17 protein-coding genes are annotated in these 15,989 nt (G+C 66.9%); 10 read left to right on the top strand and 7 right to left on the bottom strand.

What is annotated here, in order from left to right:
- Nucleotides 1–6 precede the first annotated feature (6 nt).
- Nucleotides 7–849 (bottom strand): hypothetical protein, encoded by an 843-nt coding sequence (locus Q0C59_RS03920; protein ID WP_291211979.1) that lies wholly within the window; start codon nucleotides 847–849, stop codon nucleotides 7–9.
- Nucleotides 850–990: 141 nt separating this feature from the next.
- On the opposite strand from Q0C59_RS03920, the gene Q0C59_RS03915 reads away from it, so the two are divergent.
- Together Q0C59_RS03915 and Q0C59_RS03910 are read left to right on the top strand one after the other, a co-directional pair.
- The gene (locus tag Q0C59_RS03915; protein WP_291211977.1) at nucleotides 991–1,722 is read left to right on the top strand and encodes a helix-turn-helix transcriptional regulator; all 732 of its coding nucleotides are present in this window, start codon (nucleotides 991–993) and stop codon (nucleotides 1,720–1,722) included.
- 56 nt (nucleotides 1,723–1,778) lie between these two features.
- On the top strand, nucleotides 1,779–2,537 hold the full coding sequence (locus tag Q0C59_RS03910) for a ProQ/FINO family protein (protein WP_291211975.1): 759 nt from the start codon (nucleotides 1,779–1,781) through the stop codon (nucleotides 2,535–2,537).
- Nucleotides 2,538–2,540: 3 nt separating this feature from the next.
- Here Q0C59_RS03910 and Q0C59_RS03905 read toward each other — a convergent pair whose 3' ends face one another.
- Genes Q0C59_RS03905 through Q0C59_RS03895 form a run of 3 tightly spaced genes read right to left on the bottom strand, consistent with a single transcriptional unit; the run spans nucleotide 2,541 to nucleotide 5,859 of the window.
- Nucleotides 2,541–3,848: an FIST N-terminal domain-containing protein gene (locus Q0C59_RS03905; protein ID WP_291211972.1), complete on the bottom strand. Its 1,308-nt coding sequence runs from the start codon at nucleotides 3,846–3,848 to the stop codon at nucleotides 2,541–2,543.
- A 30-nt stretch (nucleotides 3,849–3,878) separates the two neighbouring features.
- Entirely contained in the window at nucleotides 3,879–4,982 is a 1,104-nt protein-coding gene (locus Q0C59_RS03900; RefSeq protein ID WP_366518802.1) for a PhaM family polyhydroxyalkanoate granule multifunctional regulatory protein, read from the bottom strand.
- Nucleotides 4,983–5,028: 46 nt separating this feature from the next.
- The gene (locus Q0C59_RS03895; protein ID WP_291212073.1) at nucleotides 5,029–5,859 is read right to left on the bottom strand and encodes an enoyl-CoA hydratase/isomerase family protein; all 831 of its coding nucleotides are present in this window, start codon (nucleotides 5,857–5,859) and stop codon (nucleotides 5,029–5,031) included.
- A 174-nt stretch (nucleotides 5,860–6,033) separates the two neighbouring features.
- Between Q0C59_RS03895 and Q0C59_RS03890 the strand changes: the two genes are divergently transcribed.
- Complete coding sequence (locus Q0C59_RS03890) at nucleotides 6,034–6,390, top strand: TraR/DksA family transcriptional regulator (RefSeq protein WP_291211969.1); 357 nt, start codon at nucleotides 6,034–6,036, stop codon at nucleotides 6,388–6,390.
- Between the two features lie 27 nt (nucleotides 6,391–6,417).
- On the top strand, nucleotides 6,418–6,858 hold the full coding sequence (locus Q0C59_RS03885) for a VOC family protein (protein WP_291211967.1): 441 nt from the start codon (nucleotides 6,418–6,420) through the stop codon (nucleotides 6,856–6,858).
- A gap of 6 nt (nucleotides 6,859–6,864) precedes the next feature.
- Here the strand turns inward: Q0C59_RS03885 and Q0C59_RS03880 are convergent, their stop codons facing one another.
- The gene (locus tag Q0C59_RS03880) at nucleotides 6,865–7,872 is read right to left on the bottom strand and encodes a fumarylacetoacetate hydrolase family protein (protein ID WP_291211965.1); all 1,008 of its coding nucleotides are present in this window, start codon (nucleotides 7,870–7,872) and stop codon (nucleotides 6,865–6,867) included.
- A 188-nt stretch (nucleotides 7,873–8,060) separates the two neighbouring features.
- On the opposite strand from Q0C59_RS03880, the gene Q0C59_RS03875 reads away from it, so the two are divergent.
- The 4 genes from Q0C59_RS03875 (at nucleotide 8,061) to Q0C59_RS03860 (ending at nucleotide 11,911) form a co-directional block, all read left to right on the top strand.
- Nucleotides 8,061–8,942 carry an IclR family transcriptional regulator gene (locus tag Q0C59_RS03875; RefSeq protein WP_291211963.1) on the top strand — a complete coding sequence of 294 codons (882 nt, stop codon included), beginning with the start codon at nucleotides 8,061–8,063 and terminating at the stop codon, nucleotides 8,940–8,942.
- Nucleotides 8,939–10,171 (top strand): DUF3108 domain-containing protein, encoded by a 1,233-nt coding sequence (locus Q0C59_RS03870; protein ID WP_291211960.1) that lies wholly within the window; start codon nucleotides 8,939–8,941, stop codon nucleotides 10,169–10,171. Before Q0C59_RS03875 ends, Q0C59_RS03870 begins: the two co-directional genes overlap by 4 nt.
- A 153-nt stretch (nucleotides 10,172–10,324) precedes the next feature.
- Nucleotides 10,325–10,609 carry a DUF3567 domain-containing protein gene (locus Q0C59_RS03865; RefSeq protein ID WP_069045105.1) on the top strand — a complete coding sequence of 95 codons (285 nt, stop codon included), beginning with the start codon at nucleotides 10,325–10,327 and terminating at the stop codon, nucleotides 10,607–10,609.
- Between the two features lie 150 nt (nucleotides 10,610–10,759).
- Nucleotides 10,760–11,911 (top strand): ABC transporter substrate-binding protein, encoded by a 1,152-nt coding sequence (locus Q0C59_RS03860; protein WP_291211957.1) that lies wholly within the window; start codon nucleotides 10,760–10,762, stop codon nucleotides 11,909–11,911.
- Between the two features lie 17 nt (nucleotides 11,912–11,928).
- Here the strand turns inward: Q0C59_RS03860 and Q0C59_RS03855 are convergent, their stop codons facing one another.
- Nucleotides 11,929–13,014 carry an AbrB family transcriptional regulator gene (locus Q0C59_RS03855; protein ID WP_291211955.1) on the bottom strand — a complete coding sequence of 362 codons (1,086 nt, stop codon included), beginning with the start codon at nucleotides 13,012–13,014 and terminating at the stop codon, nucleotides 11,929–11,931.
- Nucleotides 13,015–13,069: 55 nt separating this feature from the next.
- On the opposite strand from Q0C59_RS03855, the gene Q0C59_RS03850 reads away from it, so the two are divergent.
- Entirely contained in the window at nucleotides 13,070–13,879 is an 810-nt protein-coding gene (locus Q0C59_RS03850; RefSeq protein ID WP_291211952.1) for a ChaN family lipoprotein, read from the top strand.
- A 9-nt stretch (nucleotides 13,880–13,888) separates the two neighbouring features.
- Here the strand turns inward: Q0C59_RS03850 and Q0C59_RS03845 are convergent, their stop codons facing one another.
- On the bottom strand, nucleotides 13,889–15,229 hold the full coding sequence (locus Q0C59_RS03845) for an aminotransferase class III-fold pyridoxal phosphate-dependent enzyme (protein WP_291211950.1): 1,341 nt from the start codon (nucleotides 15,227–15,229) through the stop codon (nucleotides 13,889–13,891).
- A gap of 122 nt (nucleotides 15,230–15,351) precedes the next feature.
- Here Q0C59_RS03845 and Q0C59_RS03840 point away from each other — a divergent pair.
- Nucleotides 15,352–15,989, top strand: a 638-nt coding sequence (locus Q0C59_RS03840) for a formyltetrahydrofolate deformylase (protein ID WP_291211947.1), incomplete at its 3' end; no start/stop codon positions are given.

Below are 15,989 nucleotides of genomic sequence, written 5' to 3'. Positions count from 1 at the left end.
CGGGTCTCAGCCCATTGCCGCAGAAGGGACCGGCGCATTGTCACCGAGCGCCTGGCGCCTCAGACCCCCCAGTATCGGCAGCGCAGCGCAGGCTGCGGCCACGTGCTTGAAGCTGTGACCCGAGACCCATTCGCCCGTGGCGTGGAACACGGCTTCGTCGCCCAACTCCAGCAGTTTGGCCAGCAGATACACGCCAATGACACCTGCCAGAGGCACGCCCACCGCACCTGCGACGGGCGGGCGCATGGCCGCCCACACCACCAGCCCCATGCCACCGAACTGCACCACAGCCCAAGGCAGCACATCGCCCTGCAGGTGAGGCAAGGCCGCCGATACCAACGCCAGCACGAGCACAACGGGCAGAAAGCCGCGTGATTCACGCAGACCGACACGCTCGGCCACCGACAGCGCCAGCACGCCTGCAAACGCCACCGCCATGCCCAGGCGGTCGATCACCAGCGAGCCGGCGTCGGGCGCCCAGTGGTAGCTGGCCGACCCCAGACCCGAGAGGATCAGACCGGCAAAGAAGACACGCAGGGCGTTCGTCGTGGGCTGCGCCAGCGTGCGACCGCGCAAGGTCCAGAAGCCCGCTGCACCGGCCAGCACCAACGGCAGGTTGCTCAGCACGTCCAGCGTGTTGGGCACGTCCCACCAGCTGCGGGCATCCACAAACGGATGGCCGTGCGCGTACAGATCAGCATGGCCATGGGGGTTGAGCGCCAGGCCGGCCATCGAAAGCAAGGTCGGCCCGGCCAGCCACGCGAGAGCCCACAGGGCCATCAGGCCACAGGCGACCACGGAGAAAGCAGAAAGGCGGGAAGGATCGTGGATGGGGGAAGTCGGCGTCATGCAATGAACTCCTGATGAACAGCCTGAAGACGGGCTGGCGGCAGTGTCTGATCGCTGCGGCAAAACGGTGTCGACTTCCGATACAGTCCGGTCGAACGAGAATCAAGGTATCGATAAGCAATACCAGACAGGCAAAACTCCATGAGCACCACGACCGACCTCGTCACCGCCCTCAAGCAGGAACTCAAGGCCGCGCGCATGACCTACGCCGACCTGGCACAGGCCATGGGCATGGCGGAATCGAGTGTGAAACGCATGCTGGCCAAGGGCGACATGTCGCTCTCCAGGGTGGACGGCATCTGCCGTGCCCTGCGGCTGGACTTCGCCGACCTCGCGCGCCGCGTGGCCGACGCCCAGCCCCTGCTGCGCGAGATGACGCAGGAGCAGGAGCGCGCTGTGGTGGCCGACAAGAAACTGCTGCTGGTGGCCATCTGCGTGCTGAGCCAGTGGACGCTGGAGCAGATCACCGCGCGCTACCGCCTGAGCGAGGCCGACTGTGTGAAGTGCCTGGCGCAGCTCGACCGCATCGGCATCATCGAGCTGCGCCCACTCAACCGCTACCGCCTCAAGCTGGCCAAAACATTCCGCTGGCGCCCGCACGGCCCGGTGATGAACTACTTTCGCGACCACGCCCTGCTCGACTACTTTCGCGGCGGGTTTGACGGCACGGGCGAAGGCCTGATGCTGGTGCACGGTTCGGTGAGCCGCACGCTGGCACCCATGTTCATGGAGCGCCTGCAGCGCGTGGCGCAGGACTTCGCCCAACAGCACCAGACAGACCAGAAGCTGGCCGAAAAGGACCGCGAGGGCTATACCCTCGTGCTGGCCATGCGCAGCTGGGAATTCGAAGCCTTTGGACAACTGCGGCGCTAGAACGCCCCGGCTGGCATGATGTCGGGCTTTGCTCGACCGCCTGAATGCAGGACACCATGAATCCGAACGCCTCCGAACCCACCGACGCCGCAGCGTCGGCGCCCACCGAATCCGACACCGGGAACAGCCCACCCGCGCGCAGCGGGCGCAACCGCCGCGGCCCGGCGCCACAGCGCCCGCAGCGAGGCGGTGCCAACCAGCCTGCGAACACAGCGCCCGCACGCCACCACCCCATGCTCGATCAGCTCGCCGAGTTGTACCCGGCGCTGTTCGGTGCGGAGTTTCTGCCGATGAAACGCGGCATCTTCCAGGATCTGCTGGAAGCGCACCCCGACACACTGGACAAGGAAGGTCTGAAAGCCGCGCTGGCCCTGCACACACGCTCCACCCGCTACCTCACCGCCGTGGCCAGCGGCCAACCGCGCTGCGACCTCAGCGGCCAGCCGGTGGAAGACCTCGCACCCGAACACGTGCACCACGCGCTGGTGGAGGTGTTTCGTCGCCGCCAGGGCCGTGCGCCGCAGGACCTGAAGCCCAAGCTGCGCCAGCGCATCGAGCAGGCGTTCGAAGCCTCGGGTCTGGGCGCCGAAGCCTACGCCGCGCTGGTGCAGACACGCGACGAAGCCGTGAACGCGCTGACCCAGGAAGCGCTGGACGCGGTGGTCGCCCGCGCTGCCAAGGATGCAGCCCTGCTGCGTGCGTTTGAAGCCAGCGGCAAGACGGTGGACGAGTTCGCCGACATGTACGGCATGGGCGGGGCAGACGCGAATCGCACGCTGGAGCGCGCGCGCGCCCGCGCTGCCAAACCCGCCTGAAGATCAGGCCGCCGGCATCGTGAAAACGGTCAGCACGCCGGTGTAGCCGTACAGCCGGTGGTGCGCGATCTCGCCGCCGGCAAAAAACCCCACCAGCGGCACGTCGCCCAGCGCGCGGCGCACCACCTGCAGCTCGGCGCTCGGGCTGCCGAAATGCGGACCGCCCCGACCTGCACAACTCACATAGATGGCGCCCGCGATGCGCCGCGCCGGGTGCGGCGCGGCCTCCGCTTCCGCCACGGTCAGGGCGTTGGCCATCGAGAAGCTGAGCTCTTCGGGCTCCAGCTCTTCACGCACCTCGGAACACACCCGCACCAGATCGGCCCGCGCCGCCTGCACATTGCGCTCGCAAAAGGCCAGCCGCGTGCCCTCGGGCGCCACATCACCGATGGCCACGCCGCGGCGGCCCGGGTCCAGACCAATCAGGTGGCGCACCATGACGTCGGTGCCGAACTGCCCGCGCAGATGCGGGCCCGTGGCGGGCAGTTCAACATCCACGTCGGGATGCGGTTGCGTCAGGCCCACCAGCGTGGCGCGCAAACGCGGCATGGCCAACTCAGGCTGCTCCAGCGAAATGTCGAGTTCGCGCAGCAGCACGTCCAGCGCCGGCTCACCGTCGAGCTGGAGCACCAGATTGCCGTCGGATTCGGTGACAGTGCGCTCCTTGTCCACCGGCTGCGCGCCCTGCGTGACCCGCGAGACGATGCCCACGTCGGCACCGAAAGCCACGCCGCTCAGTCCGCCGTGAAACACACCGCTGGCTGCGCCCTGGCCGTGCAGGTTGCCCGCGCTGCCGAGCGAGAACTGCACAGTCGGCCCACGGCTGCCGGCCAGCCCGCCGAACACATAGCCGCTGGTGGTGCGATCGGCCACCTCGGCAATCAACTCGTTGAGCTCGGGCGTGCCGCCATCGGCGTGCACCAGCGCGGTGTGGGCCACGAAGGCGCCCGACCCAGTCGCGCGTCCGCTGGCCGCCAGCGGTGCCACGCCGCTGAACACACGGTACTGGTCGGGGCTCAGGTCGCACAGCATCACACACAGCGCAGGCTCGTCGAAATACTCGACGTTGTTCGCCGACACGCCCACCCCGACCGTGCCCGCCCAGTCGGTCACCTCGGGCAACTCAGCGCTCAGGTGCTCCAGGATGGCCTGGGCTTCAGACGCGTAGTGGTCGGTGATGTAGAGGAGCGCCAGCGACGGTGACCTGGCATGGTCAGGCAGGGCCATCTGGCCGCGCAACTGCGCCAGCACCAGGGCGGCGGCCATGCGCCATTGAGGATGTGTGGCGTGGGCGTAGGGAAAGAGTTTCATCGGGCATCGACCCACCAACGGCGCACAAGTTCAGCGTCGGCGAGCGGATTTGGCTGCTGCGGTTTTGCGTGCAGCGGGTTTCGGGGAGGCGGCCTTTCGGGCCGCGCCTTTTTTGGCTGCGGCTTTGGGCTTGGCTTGGGTCAATGGCGCCGTGGCGGGCTGCAGGCCGGCAAAGCCGGGGAAGAACGCGGTGGGCATGGTCCAGTCGCCTGCAGCCATGGGTTGCGCGGCGGGCGCGCGCGCCGGGGCTTTGGCGGCGGGTTTGCGGGTGGGCGCCTTCTTGGCCGCAGGTCGGGGCGCCGTCTTTTTTGCGGGCGCGGTGACGGCCCGTGCGGCCGCACGGCCCATGCCCGCAGCGGTTCCCACGTTGCGCGCCACCGTGCCGCCAATGCTGCGCGCGGCCTTGCCAGCCATGCCGGTCGCGGCCTTCACGGCCTGGTCGGTCAGACCTGAAGCCACCTGGCGCGTGGTGTCCAGCGCCGTCTGTTTGGCCACGTCCTTCATGGCGTTGCTGGCGATCTGCTGAAACTGCTGCGAGATCGCGCCCCACCACTGCATGGGGTCCACCACGCCGCCAGCGGCTGGGGCGGGCGCTGCCGGGGTCGACTGACGGACCTTGCTCTTGCGCGCGGGCTCGGGCATCGGCTCGGATTCGGCTGCCTCTTCTTCCTCGGCCTCCTCGTCGGGCCCGGCAGCGGCCGGGTTGCCGTAGGTGCGCTCGGGAATTTCAAGCCCGGCGAACTGCGCCGGCGCGGCAGCCGTTGTCGCACCGGTAAAACCCGCCAGCGCATCGGCCGCCTTGATCTTCAGCGCGTTGGCCACATCGCCCATGCTGAAGTTCATGCTCTTGAGCGTGGAGAGCGTCATCTTCTGCACTTCAAGTGCCTGGATGGTGGCACCCAGCGCCTTGGAATTCTGGTCGAGCCAGAAATGAACCGCCTTGAGTTCCTCGATGCGTTTTTCGAGGTCTTCCACGTTGAAGGTGGGCGCCACCCAACTGCCCAGGTTGGGCAGCTGCGGGATGTTCTGCCCGATGCCTTGCGCCACACCGCCGGCGGCCTGGCCTGCGAGGTTTTGCAGGAACTCGAAGCCGGGCACGAACTTGCCAAAACCGCTGCTGGACGCGTCGCTCATGGGTGTCTCCTTGTTGGGGGTCTCTGGCGACTGCCGCTCCCGGTTCTCAGCCGTCCACGCCGTATCGGGGGGCTCGGCGTTCACGCAAGGATGCCACACCTTCGCGCACGTCGGGACCGGCAAAACCCATGAATTCCAGCGCCAGCGAAGTGTCGAACGCAGGCCCCGCCTGGCGCAGCCAGTTGTTGAGCGAGTACTTGGTCCAGCGGATGGCGGTCTGGCTGCCGCTGGCCAGCCGGTCGGCCACTTCATAGGCCTTCCCAAGCAACTGGTCCTCGTCCACCGCGAGCGAGACGAGCCCGATGCGCTCGGCTTCTTCGCCGCTGATGGGGTCGCACAGCAGCAAGTAGTACTTGGCCTTGGCCAGGCCGCACAAGAGCGGCCAGACGATGGCGGCGTGGTCGCCGGCGGCCACGCCCAGACGGGTGTGACCGTCGACGATCTTCGCGCTCTTCGCGGCGATCGAAATGTCGGCCAGCAAGCCCGCCACCAGGCCCGCGCCAACGGCCGGGCCGTGCATCGCGCTCACGATGGGCTTGTCGCAGTTGATCACGTTGTAGACCAGGTCGCGCGCTTCCTTCCACACGCGGGTACGCACCTCGAAGTCGGTCGCCATGTCCTGCACCAGCGCGAGATCACCACCGCCCGAAAACCCCAGACCGCTGCCGCGCAACACCGCGCAGCGCACGCTGTCGTCGCGCCCCACGTCGCGCCAGATCTCGCTCAGCTCCCAGTGACCTTCGTGGCCGGCGGTGGGCAGCTTGCCGTTGCCACCGGGGCCATCGGCACGCATGCGGATGTCGAGCACCGAGGGCACACCGCCCACAGCGGGTCCTCGGCGGGTGATGTCCAGGGTTTCGTAGCGGCTGTAATCCACGGTGGTCATCAGGGTCTCCTCGGGGAATCGGGTTATGAATCAGGGCCGCGTTGCGCTCCCTGGCGATGGGTGGATTGTGATTGACATGCATCAACGCGGCCCGGCGCTCAAAGGCGCACCATGGACCCATGCAAAGGGCCGCTGCACGGCCCGCATTGTTCTGAGGAGAACCGAATGTCCACCCCCATTTCCGACACCTTCGCCGCCCAGCTCAAGGAGATGCGAACCGATGTGCTCGCGCAGATCCGCGCCCAGAGCGGCGGCGCCATGAGCCGGGCCGAATCGGCCGCCGAGGCGCTGGGCAACGCCAGCGACGACCAGGCCCAGGCCAACACCGAGCGCGAGTTGACGTTTGCGCTGGAGGAGCGCGAGTCGGCCGAACTGATCGAAATCGACGCCGCGCTCAAGCGCATCGCCGACGGCAGCTTTGGTCTGTGTGTCGACTGTGGCGTGTCCATCCCGGCCGCGCGGCTTCACGCCAACCCCACGGCCATGCGCTGCATCGATTGCCAGACCAGGACCGAAGCCTGAGGCGCCCGGACTCGGTATGCTGGCGACATGAACGACCCAGCCACCACCCTGTCCACCCGCAGCCTGTTTCACTTCGCCTTCAACGTCACCGACCTGATGGAGGCGCGCCGCTTCTACGGCGGTGTGCTCGGTTGCACCGAGGGGCGCAGCACCGAGACCTGGGTCGACTTCGACTTCTTCAGCCACCAGATCTCGCTGCACCTGGGCGAGCCCTTCAAGACGACGCGCACCGGACGTGTGGGCGACCATCTGGTGCCCATGCCGCACTTCGGTCTGGTCTTGCTGCTGCCTGAATGGAAAGTGCTCGCGCAACGGCTGCAGGCAGCCGGCGTCGAGTTCGTGCTGCCGCCGCAGGTGCGCTTTGAAGGGCACCCTGGCGAGCAGTGGACGATGTTTTTCTGCGACCCCTTCGGCAACCCGATCGAGGTCAAGGGGTTTGCTTCGCTCGCGCAGGTGTACGCCAGCTGAAAGCGATCAGGCCAGGGGGGCGATCTTCTGGTCGATCGCACCGAAGATCGACTGCCCATCCTTGCCCTTCATCTCGATGCGGATGGTGTCGCCGAATTTCATGAATGCGGTGGAGGGCTGGCCGTCCAGGATGGTTTCGATCGCGCGCTTCTCGGCGATGCAGCTGTAGCCCTTGGGCCACTCCTTGCGGCCGTCCACTTCCACGCTCTTGTTGCTCACCGTTCCGCTGCCCACAATGGAGCCGGCGCGCACATTGCGCGTCTTGCAGATGTGGGCGATCAATTGCCCGAAGTGGAAGGTCATCTCGGGGCCGGCTTCGCACATACCGACCTTGCGGCCGTTCCAGGTGCTTTGCAGCGTGAGGTGCACCCGCCCGCCCTGCCAGGCGTCGCCCAGTTCGTCGGGCGTGATCGCCACCGGGCTGAACGCGGTGGCCGGCTTGCTCTGGAAGAAGCCAAAACCCTTGGCCAGTTCGGCCGGGATCAGGTTGCGCAGCGACACGTCGTTGGCCAGCATCAACAAGCGAATGCCGTCCAGCGCCTGCTCGGGCGTGGCGCTCATGGGCACATCGCCAGTCACCACCGCGATCTCGGCTTCAAAGTCGATACCGAAGTCCTCACTGGGCACCATCACGTCGTCGGTGGGCCCGATGAAGTCGTCGCTGCCGCCCTGGTACATCAGCGGGTCGGCATAGAACGACTGCGGCACCTCGCTGCTGCGCGCCGCGCGCACCAGCTCCACGTGGTTGATGTAGGCCGAGCCGTCGGCCCACTGGTAGGCGCGGGGCAGCGGGGCCATGCACATGGCGGGATCGAACGGGAACGCGTGGCGCGCCTTGCCCTGGTTGAGAGTGACGTACAGGTCGTGCAACTGCGGACTGATGAAGTTCCAGTCGTCCAGCGCCTGCTGCAGTTTGTGCGCAATGCCGGTCGCATAATGCGCCGTGCTCAGGTCGCGCGAGACCACAACGAGCTGTCCGTCGCGTGAGCCGTCTTTGTAGGTGGCGAGTTTCAAGAGAGTCTCCTGCTGGTTGCGTTGATGATTGCGCCGATGCTGACGCCCACGAGTTACGTTTAGTGAAATCGATTAACCTATTCGTAAAGGCAGGATTCTAGGCGATGACCCGGAAATCCGGGTGAGGGAACGCATATTGCGTTGAACCTGTTTGCCCGCCGACCGTCTTACCCGTTCAACGCCGCCCCATGTCCACAGCCCAACGCAACGCCTCCCTTCTGCCCATTGCCCCGGAAACGGACGAGGACGAGCCGCAGCGCGCCGGCATCCAGTCGGTGGAAGTGGGCTTCGAGTTGCTGAACGCATTGTCGGAGGCGCCGGGCGCGCTGATGCTGCGCGACCTGGCTGCCGCGGCCGGCATGAGTGCCGCCAAGGCACACCGCTACCTCGTGAGCTTCCAGCGCATGGGCCTCGTGGTGCAGGACCCCGTGAGCACGCGCTACGACCTCGGCCCAGCCGCGTTGCGCCTGGGCCTGGCCAGCTTGTCGCGCATTGATGCGGTGAAACTCGCCCGCGAACGCATGGATGCACTCATCGCCGAGACCGGCCACACCCTGGCCATTGCGGTGTGGGGCAACCAGGGCCCGACCATGGTGCACTGGATCGAAGCACCACAAACCGTTCCCGTCACGCTGCGCCTGGGCGACGTGATGCCGCTGCTCACCTCGGCCACCGGCCGCTGTTTTGCCGCCTTCATGGGCAGCGAGGGACGTGACGCGCAGCGCATCGGCCCCATGGTGCGCGATGAGCTGGCCCGCCTGAAGAAACTCCCGCGCAGCGGCCTGGCGCTGGTGGATGTGCCGCACAGCCTGCAAGAGGTGCAGGCGTTGATGAACGAGACGCGCCAGCGGGGCCTGGCGCGTGTGGTGCACAGCCTGCTGCCCGGCGTGGGCGGCTTCTGTGCGCCCGTGTTCGACGCGCAGGGCCGCCTGGCGCTGGGTCTGGTGGTGTTGGGCTCGGTGGCCACGCTGGACACCGAATGGACAAGCGCACCGGCGGCCGCCGTGCTGCGCAGCGCCCACCAGCTCAGCGCCGATCTCGGCCACCGCCCGCCCGCGCAGAGCCCATGAGCCCCGCGCGCCCGCCAGCCCCGGCGCCGCGCTGGCCCACCCTGCTCGCGCTGGTCGTGGCCGTGGCAGGTGTGCACCTGGCACTGCTGCTGGGTCCGGTGTCGTCGCCCCGGGTCGCCGCGGCGACCGACACGGTGCATTCCACAGCGACAGCGAACTTGCCGACCGAACGCAGCGACATCGCCGCGACGGCGCCTGCCGCATCCAGCCTTCCCATGGCGCGTGTGAGCACCGTGCGCTGGATCGTGCCGCCGCACGCAGCGCTACCCGTCGAGGTCCGCGCGACACCACCGGCGTCGCGAAAGGCAGCCCCGGCCCGGCCCGCCGCAACGCAACCCGAGACCCTGGCCCCACCAGCAACGGTGGTTGTCGAAGCAGTACCCGACGTGGATGCGACCACCTCGGGCGCGGAGCCGGACAACACCAACGCCCCTCCCGCCGAGACCGTGGCACTCGCCGAACGCGCCCCCGAGCTTGCGCCAGCGCCCGAGGAGGCGGCCTTCAACGAACCAGCTCCGGCCCCCGATGACGAGCTGCTGGCCGCTGCTGCGGTGAACAAGCGCGCGCAGCCGGTCAACACCCGTGCCCTGCCACCGGCTCAGCCCCCCGCCAGCACCCGGCTCGACTACGCCGTGACGGGCCGCATCAAGGGCATCGGCTACAACGCCGAAGGCGCGCTGGACTGGACCGTGGCCGACGGACGCTACAGCGCCCGCATGGAGATGAAGGTGTTCCTGCTGGGCAGCCGGGTGCAGACCAGCACCGGCCGCGTGAGCCCCGCCGGACTGAGCCCCGAGCGCTTTGCCGACAAGAGCCGCAGCGAAAAGGCGGCCCATTTCGACGCTGAACAGAACCGCATCCGCTTCAGCAACAACGCGCCCGATGCAGTGCTGCTGCCCGGCGCACAGGACCGCCTGAGCCTGTTTCTGCAGATCGCCGGGCTGTTGCAGGCGAGACCAGAGGCCTACACCAGCGGAAAGATCATTGAGATGCAGGTGGCCGGCACGGGAGACGCCGACATCTGGCGTTTTGTGCTGGGTGATGAAGTCACGCTGTCGCTGCCCGTGGGCGACGTGCGCGCGAGGCAGATCAAGCGCCTGCCACGCAAGGAATTCGACAGCACGGTGGAGATGTGGCTCGCGCCCGCCCTGCAGCACCTGCCGGTGCGCCTGCGCGTGACCCAGGCCAACGGCGATGTGGCCGACCAGCAACTCAGCCGGATGCCGTAGGCGTTTGGACCTCATGTGTGCCGAAAAACACACGCATCTTGAAATGACGCGGAACGTTGCCACGTAAAGAGCACTCAGAACTTCAAGACCGCCCAGGTTTGCCGATATAAGAGATACCGGAAGCCGGCTTTCGCAACACAAGGAATTTCAGTCATGAACATGCTCTACGACTCGGATGCCTTCGCTGTGGTCCACATCCTGGCCAACGCACCCGCCGAGGGTGAAGACACTTCCGCACAGGGTCCCCAGATCCCGCGCCACGGCTTCGAGATCGTGGACAAACGCTCGGGCAAAGAGGTCTACCTCGACGGCTCCTGGGCTGAAATGTTCCAGATCCAGATCACCGCCTGGCAGCAAAGCACCCCTTCGCAAGAAGAGGTGGAAGACACGCTGGAAGGCTACGCCGAGCTGGCCCAGATGCCGGTGGTCATGCACTGAAATTCCACAGGCGCCCAGCGGCGCCCCGGTGCTGAACGCTCCAAGGCCGTCGCTCTGCGCGACGGCCTTTTTTCTGCCCTTCGACCATTTGTCAGCCCAAGCCAAGGCAGAGACCAGATACTGCGCGCCGGCATCAACACCGGAGGACACATGCGCAATTGGAATGGCTCCAGGGCACTCAGGGCAGCCTGGCTGTCGGCCTTTCTGCTGCTGTCGCTGGCGGCACACGCCGAGGACGGCATCACGCCAAAACAGATCCTGATCGGTCAGACCCTGACCCTGCAGAGCGGCGCCAACGACTACGGGGTCGCGGTCAGCGAAGGTGTGTCGGCTGCACTGGAGCAAACCAACCGGGCCGGCGGCGTGCTGGGTCGACAGATTGCCCTGACCGTGCTGGACGACAACAACAAGTCGGAACTGGCCGAAGCCAATGCCCGCCGGCTGGTGGCGCAGGACAAGGTCTTCCTGCTGTTCGGGCCCATTGAAGGCGGCCCGTCCACGGCGGTGATGAAAGTCGCCATCGAACAGAACGTGCCGCTTTTCGGCCCCATGGCAGGTTCTCCCACCTTGCGCACACCCCACCAACCTCTGGTGTTTCCGGTGCGGGCCGAACACAAGGAAGAATTCCGCGCCTTGATGACGCAGGCGCGCAGCCTTGGCATGCAACGCCTGGCCTTTCTGCGCTCCGACTCCAGCACCGGCCAGCTGCATCTGGACAACGCACGGCGCATCGCGCAGTCACTCGGCATGGAGCTGGTGGCCGACCTGCCCTTCAAATCCGATATCGATGCCACCGGCATCGACACACTCGCACGCCAGCTCGCCAGCACCCGCGCCCAGATGGTGTTCAACCACGGAGGCATCGGCGTCTATGAAAAGCTCATCCGCCAGGCCCAGGCGATCGGCGTCAAGGCGCGCTTCTACGGGGTCAATTCCGGGTCCACCCAGCTGGCCAGTCACCTCGGGCCGCTGGGCCAGGGCATGGTCTTCGCGCAGGTGCTGCCCAGTCCCTGGGAACGCAAGACGGGCATCACGAGGGCCTACCAGGAAGCATTTGCCCGCTACCAACCCGGGAAGGCCTTTTCCTACGGCAGCCTGGAGGGCTACCTCACCGGCAGAGCCCTCGTGGAGGCGCTGCGCCGCGCAGGTCCTACGCCCACGCGGGCGAGCTTCCTGGCCGGCTTGCGCAACACCGAACTGGACATCGAGGGCATGCGCATCAGCTACCGCGACGGGGAGCACGTGGGCATGTCGTTGGTGGACTTGTCCATCGTCACCCGCGAAGGCAAGTTCCGCCACTGAAGGCAGAACGGCACATTTCAAGCTGCGGCGCGGGCCACCCACAGGCGGTACACCGGCTCGGCCAGCACCAGCACCGCCACCAGACGGCAGACCTGGAAGGCAGTGACCACCGGCACGCCGAGTTGAAGCACCTTGGCGGTGATGGCCATTTCGGCAATGCCGCCGGGCGCGGTGCCCAGCAGCAGCGTGGCCGGGTGCAGGCCAGTGGCTTGGGACAGCACCCAGCCAAAGAGTGCGCAGATGCCCATCATGAAGAAGCTGGCGAAGGCCACCGAGGCCAGCCAGCGCGGTGCCGTGTGCACGAAGGCAGGGGTGAAGCGCACGCCCAGGCTCACGCCGATGACCAGTTGGGCCGCGTTCAACAGCGGCTGCGGAATGGCGGACAAGCTGACACCCGTGAGCGTGACCACCATGGTGACGACCAGCGCGCCCATGAACCATGGGTTGGCGCGGTCAAGCCACTGCATGAACAGCGCACCCACCAGCGTGAGCCCGGCCAGCACCAGAAAGCCGACGGGCTGCACATCGCGCACACCCAAGGTGAGCGTATCCAGACCGCTCACGCCCCAGAACTGCAGTGCAAACGGGATGGTGAGGGTGACCAGCAACACGCGCAGGCTGTGTGCAGAGGCGACCAGATCGGTGCGCGCTCCTTGACGCTCGGCGATCAGCGTCATTTCCGATGCGCCACCGATGGCACCGGCGAAATAGGTGGTGCTGAACAACTGGGCGGGCGTGAGGTGCGCCAGGTGCCCGGCGTGCAGCCGACGCAGCCAGGCGCCAAAACCCAGCCCCAGCATCAACGCCCAGGCAATGCCCAGTGCAATCGCCCACCACAGACTGGCCACCAGTGCGCCCACGGCGGGCGTGAAATACAAGCCCAGTGCGGTGCCGATCACCCACTGCCCGGTGTTTCGAAACGGCGCCCAGCTCTCGGTGGGTGCGCCCAGCACCGAGACCGCCGACGTTGCCAGCAGCGGGCCGATCATCCAGGGAATCGGGGTCTGCAACCACACGCACAGGAGCGCCGCGGCCAGGGCCAGCAAGAGGGTCAGGAGGACACGCGGCCACGAGGATGGGCCGAAGGCGGGCAAGGAAGGCACTCGGTTACTGGTGTGATGGACCGGCCACGCGCGGCAGGCCGCTTAGTATCAGCGCATGAACTGTCGAACCGCTGTCACCCTGGCTGTGAGCGTGGCCCTGCTGGCTGCCTGCGCCCATCCAACACCCTCATCTGTGCCAGCCCTGCTCGCCCAGGTGATGCCCACGCCCGTGCTCATGCTCGGCGAACAGCACGATGCGCCAGAACACCAGGCGCTGCAACGTGACGTGATTCAAGCGCTTGCTGCGCGCGGCCAGCTCGGTGCGCTGGTGATGGAGATGGCCGAACAGGGCCATCAGACCACCGGGCTGCCCAAAGATGCCGGCGAGGCCCGCGTTCGCGAGGCCCTGAACTGGACCGATCAGGGCGGGTGGCCCTGGCCGGTGTACAGCGCCGTGGTGATGGCTGCGGTGCGCGCTGGCGTGCCGGTGCTGGGGGGCGACCTGCCGCGCAGCCAGATGACTGCGGCCATGGCCAACGATGCGCTCGAGAGCCGCATCGGCAGCGCGGTCTTGCAGGAACAGCGCCAGGGCATTCGCGAAGGCCATTGCGACCTGCTGCCCGAAAGCCAGATCGCCCCGATGACCCGCATTCAACTCGCGCGTGACGACACCATGGCACGCATCGTGGCGGCCGCCGTGGAGAAGGCAGGGCCCGGCAAGACCGTGGTGCTGGTGGCCGGCAACGGCCATGTGCGGCGCGACCTGGGCGTGCCGTTGTACCTGCCCAAAACACTGGCGCACCGTGTGGTGATGGCACAAGCGGGGGCCGCCAAAACAGCCCCGCCGGCCGATGCCGTGTGGCCGACACCGGCACAGCCACCGCGGGACCACTGCGCCGAACTTCGCCAGCAGTTCAAGCGCTGAAGAAAGCGGTCAAGCCGCTCGTTTGATCGCGTCGGCCAGGGTCCCGACCATCGTCTCGATCTGCGACTTGTCCACGATGTAGGGCGGCGCAAACACCAGGTTCTCGCCCGCGTTGCGCACCAGCACACCCCGGTGGTAGCAGTCCATGAACACGTCGAAGGCGCGCTTGCCCGGCAGGCCGGCGATGGGTGCGAGTTCGACCGCCGCAGCCAGCCCCAGGCTGCGGATGCCGATCACGTTGGGCAGGCCCATCAGCGCGGCGTGCATCGCGTCACCCAGCACCGGGCCCATCTCGCCAGCGCGTTCGAACAGTTTCTCTTCGCGGAACAAGTCGAGCGTGGCGATGGCCGCTGCGCAGGCCACCGGGTGGCCCGAGTAGGTGTAGCCGTGGAAGAACTCGATGGCGTGCTCCGGCGCGCTGCCGTGCGCGCCCATCATGGCGTTGTAGATGCGGTCGGTACACACCACGCCGCCCAGCGGGAACACCCCGTTGGTCACGGCCTTGGCGAAGTTCAGCATGTCGGGCTGCACGCCGTAGTAATCGGACGCAAACGCAGTGCCCAGGCGGCCGAAGCCGGTGATGACCTCGTCGAAGATCAGCAGAATGCCGTGCTTGTCGCAGATCTCGCGCAGACGCTTGAGGTAGCCCTGCGGCGGCACATACCAGCCCGCGCTGCCGGCCACCGGCTCCACGATCACGGCGGCGATGTTGCTCGCGTCGTGCAACGGCAGGATGCGGTTCTCCAGCTCCAGCAGCAGGTCTTCGTTCCACACCGGCTCGGTGTTGTGGATGTAGGCGTGGTTCACCGGATCGTGAATGAAACGCAGGTGGTCCACACGCGGCAGCAGGCTGGTGCCGTAGACCTTGCGGTTGGCCGGAATGCCGCCAACCGACATGCCGCCGAAGCCCACGCCGTGGTAGCCGCGCTCGCGGCCGATGAACATGTTGCGGTGGCCTTCGCCGCGCGCACGGTGGTAGGCCAGCGCCACCTTCATCGAGGTGTCGGCCGCCTCGCTGCCCGAGTTGCAGAACAGCACCTTGTTGAGGTCGCCGGGCGCCATGGCGGCGATCATTTCGGCGGCGCGGAAGGCCTTGTCGTTGCTCACGCTGAAGGCGGTGCTGTAGTCCAGCGTGTCGAGCTGCTTCTTGATGGCTTCGTTGATCGGCTTGCGGTTGTGGCCCGCGCCCACGCACCACAGGCTGGAGATGCCGTCGATGACCTGGCGGCCGTCGTGCGTGGTGAAGTGCATGCCGTCGGCCGCCACAAAAATGCGGGGGTCCTTGGCAAAGCTGCGGTTGGGGGTGAAGGGCAACCACTGGTTGTCCATGCGAAGGTCGTTGTAGGCCATGGGGGTGACTCCGGCACAGATGGGAAGCTGGAATTGTGGCACCGGCACCCCCGCACCGGTGGCTCCACTGCCTCAACCCTGCGCAGGCCCACCCGGGAGACTGCTGCGACAATCGCCCGGCCATGCAACACACCTACGTCCTCACCCTGTCCTGCCAGGACCGCCCCGGTATCGTGCACGCCGTCTCCGGCTTCTTGTTCGAGCACGGCGGCAACATCGAAGAAGCCGCGCAGTACAACGACCACGACACCGGCCTGTTCTTCATGCGTGTGCAGTTCGCCTGCGCCCAGCTGACCCACGATGACCTGCGCCTGCGCTTGAAGCTGTTTGCCGAGCCCTTCGGCATGCGCTGGAGCCTGCACCCGCTGGCCGAGCCGGTGCGCACGGTGATCTTTGTCAGCAAGGAAGGCCACTGCCTCAACGACCTGATGTTTCGCTGGAAAAGCGGCCTGCTGCCGCTGGACATCCGCGCCATCGTCAGCAACCACCGCGAGTTCTACCAACTCGCCGCCGGCTACAACGTGCCGTTCCACCACATCCCGGTGACGGCGGCCACCAAGGCGCAGGCCGAGGCCAAACAGCTCGACATCATCCGCAGCGAAGGCGCCGAACTGGTGGTGCTGGCGCGCTACATGCAGGTGCTGAGCAACGAAATGTGCCGCGAACTCGCGGGCAAGGCGATCAACATCCACCACAGCTTCCTGCCCAGCTTCAAGGGCGCCAAGCCCTACTACCAGGCGCACGACCGCGGCGTGAAGCT

It is taken from the genome of Hydrogenophaga sp. (genome assembly GCF_022844385.1).
Lineage (GTDB): Bacteria > Pseudomonadota > Gammaproteobacteria > Burkholderiales > Burkholderiaceae_C > Hydrogenophaga.
This window is presented reverse-complemented; position numbering and strand designations above follow the sequence as displayed.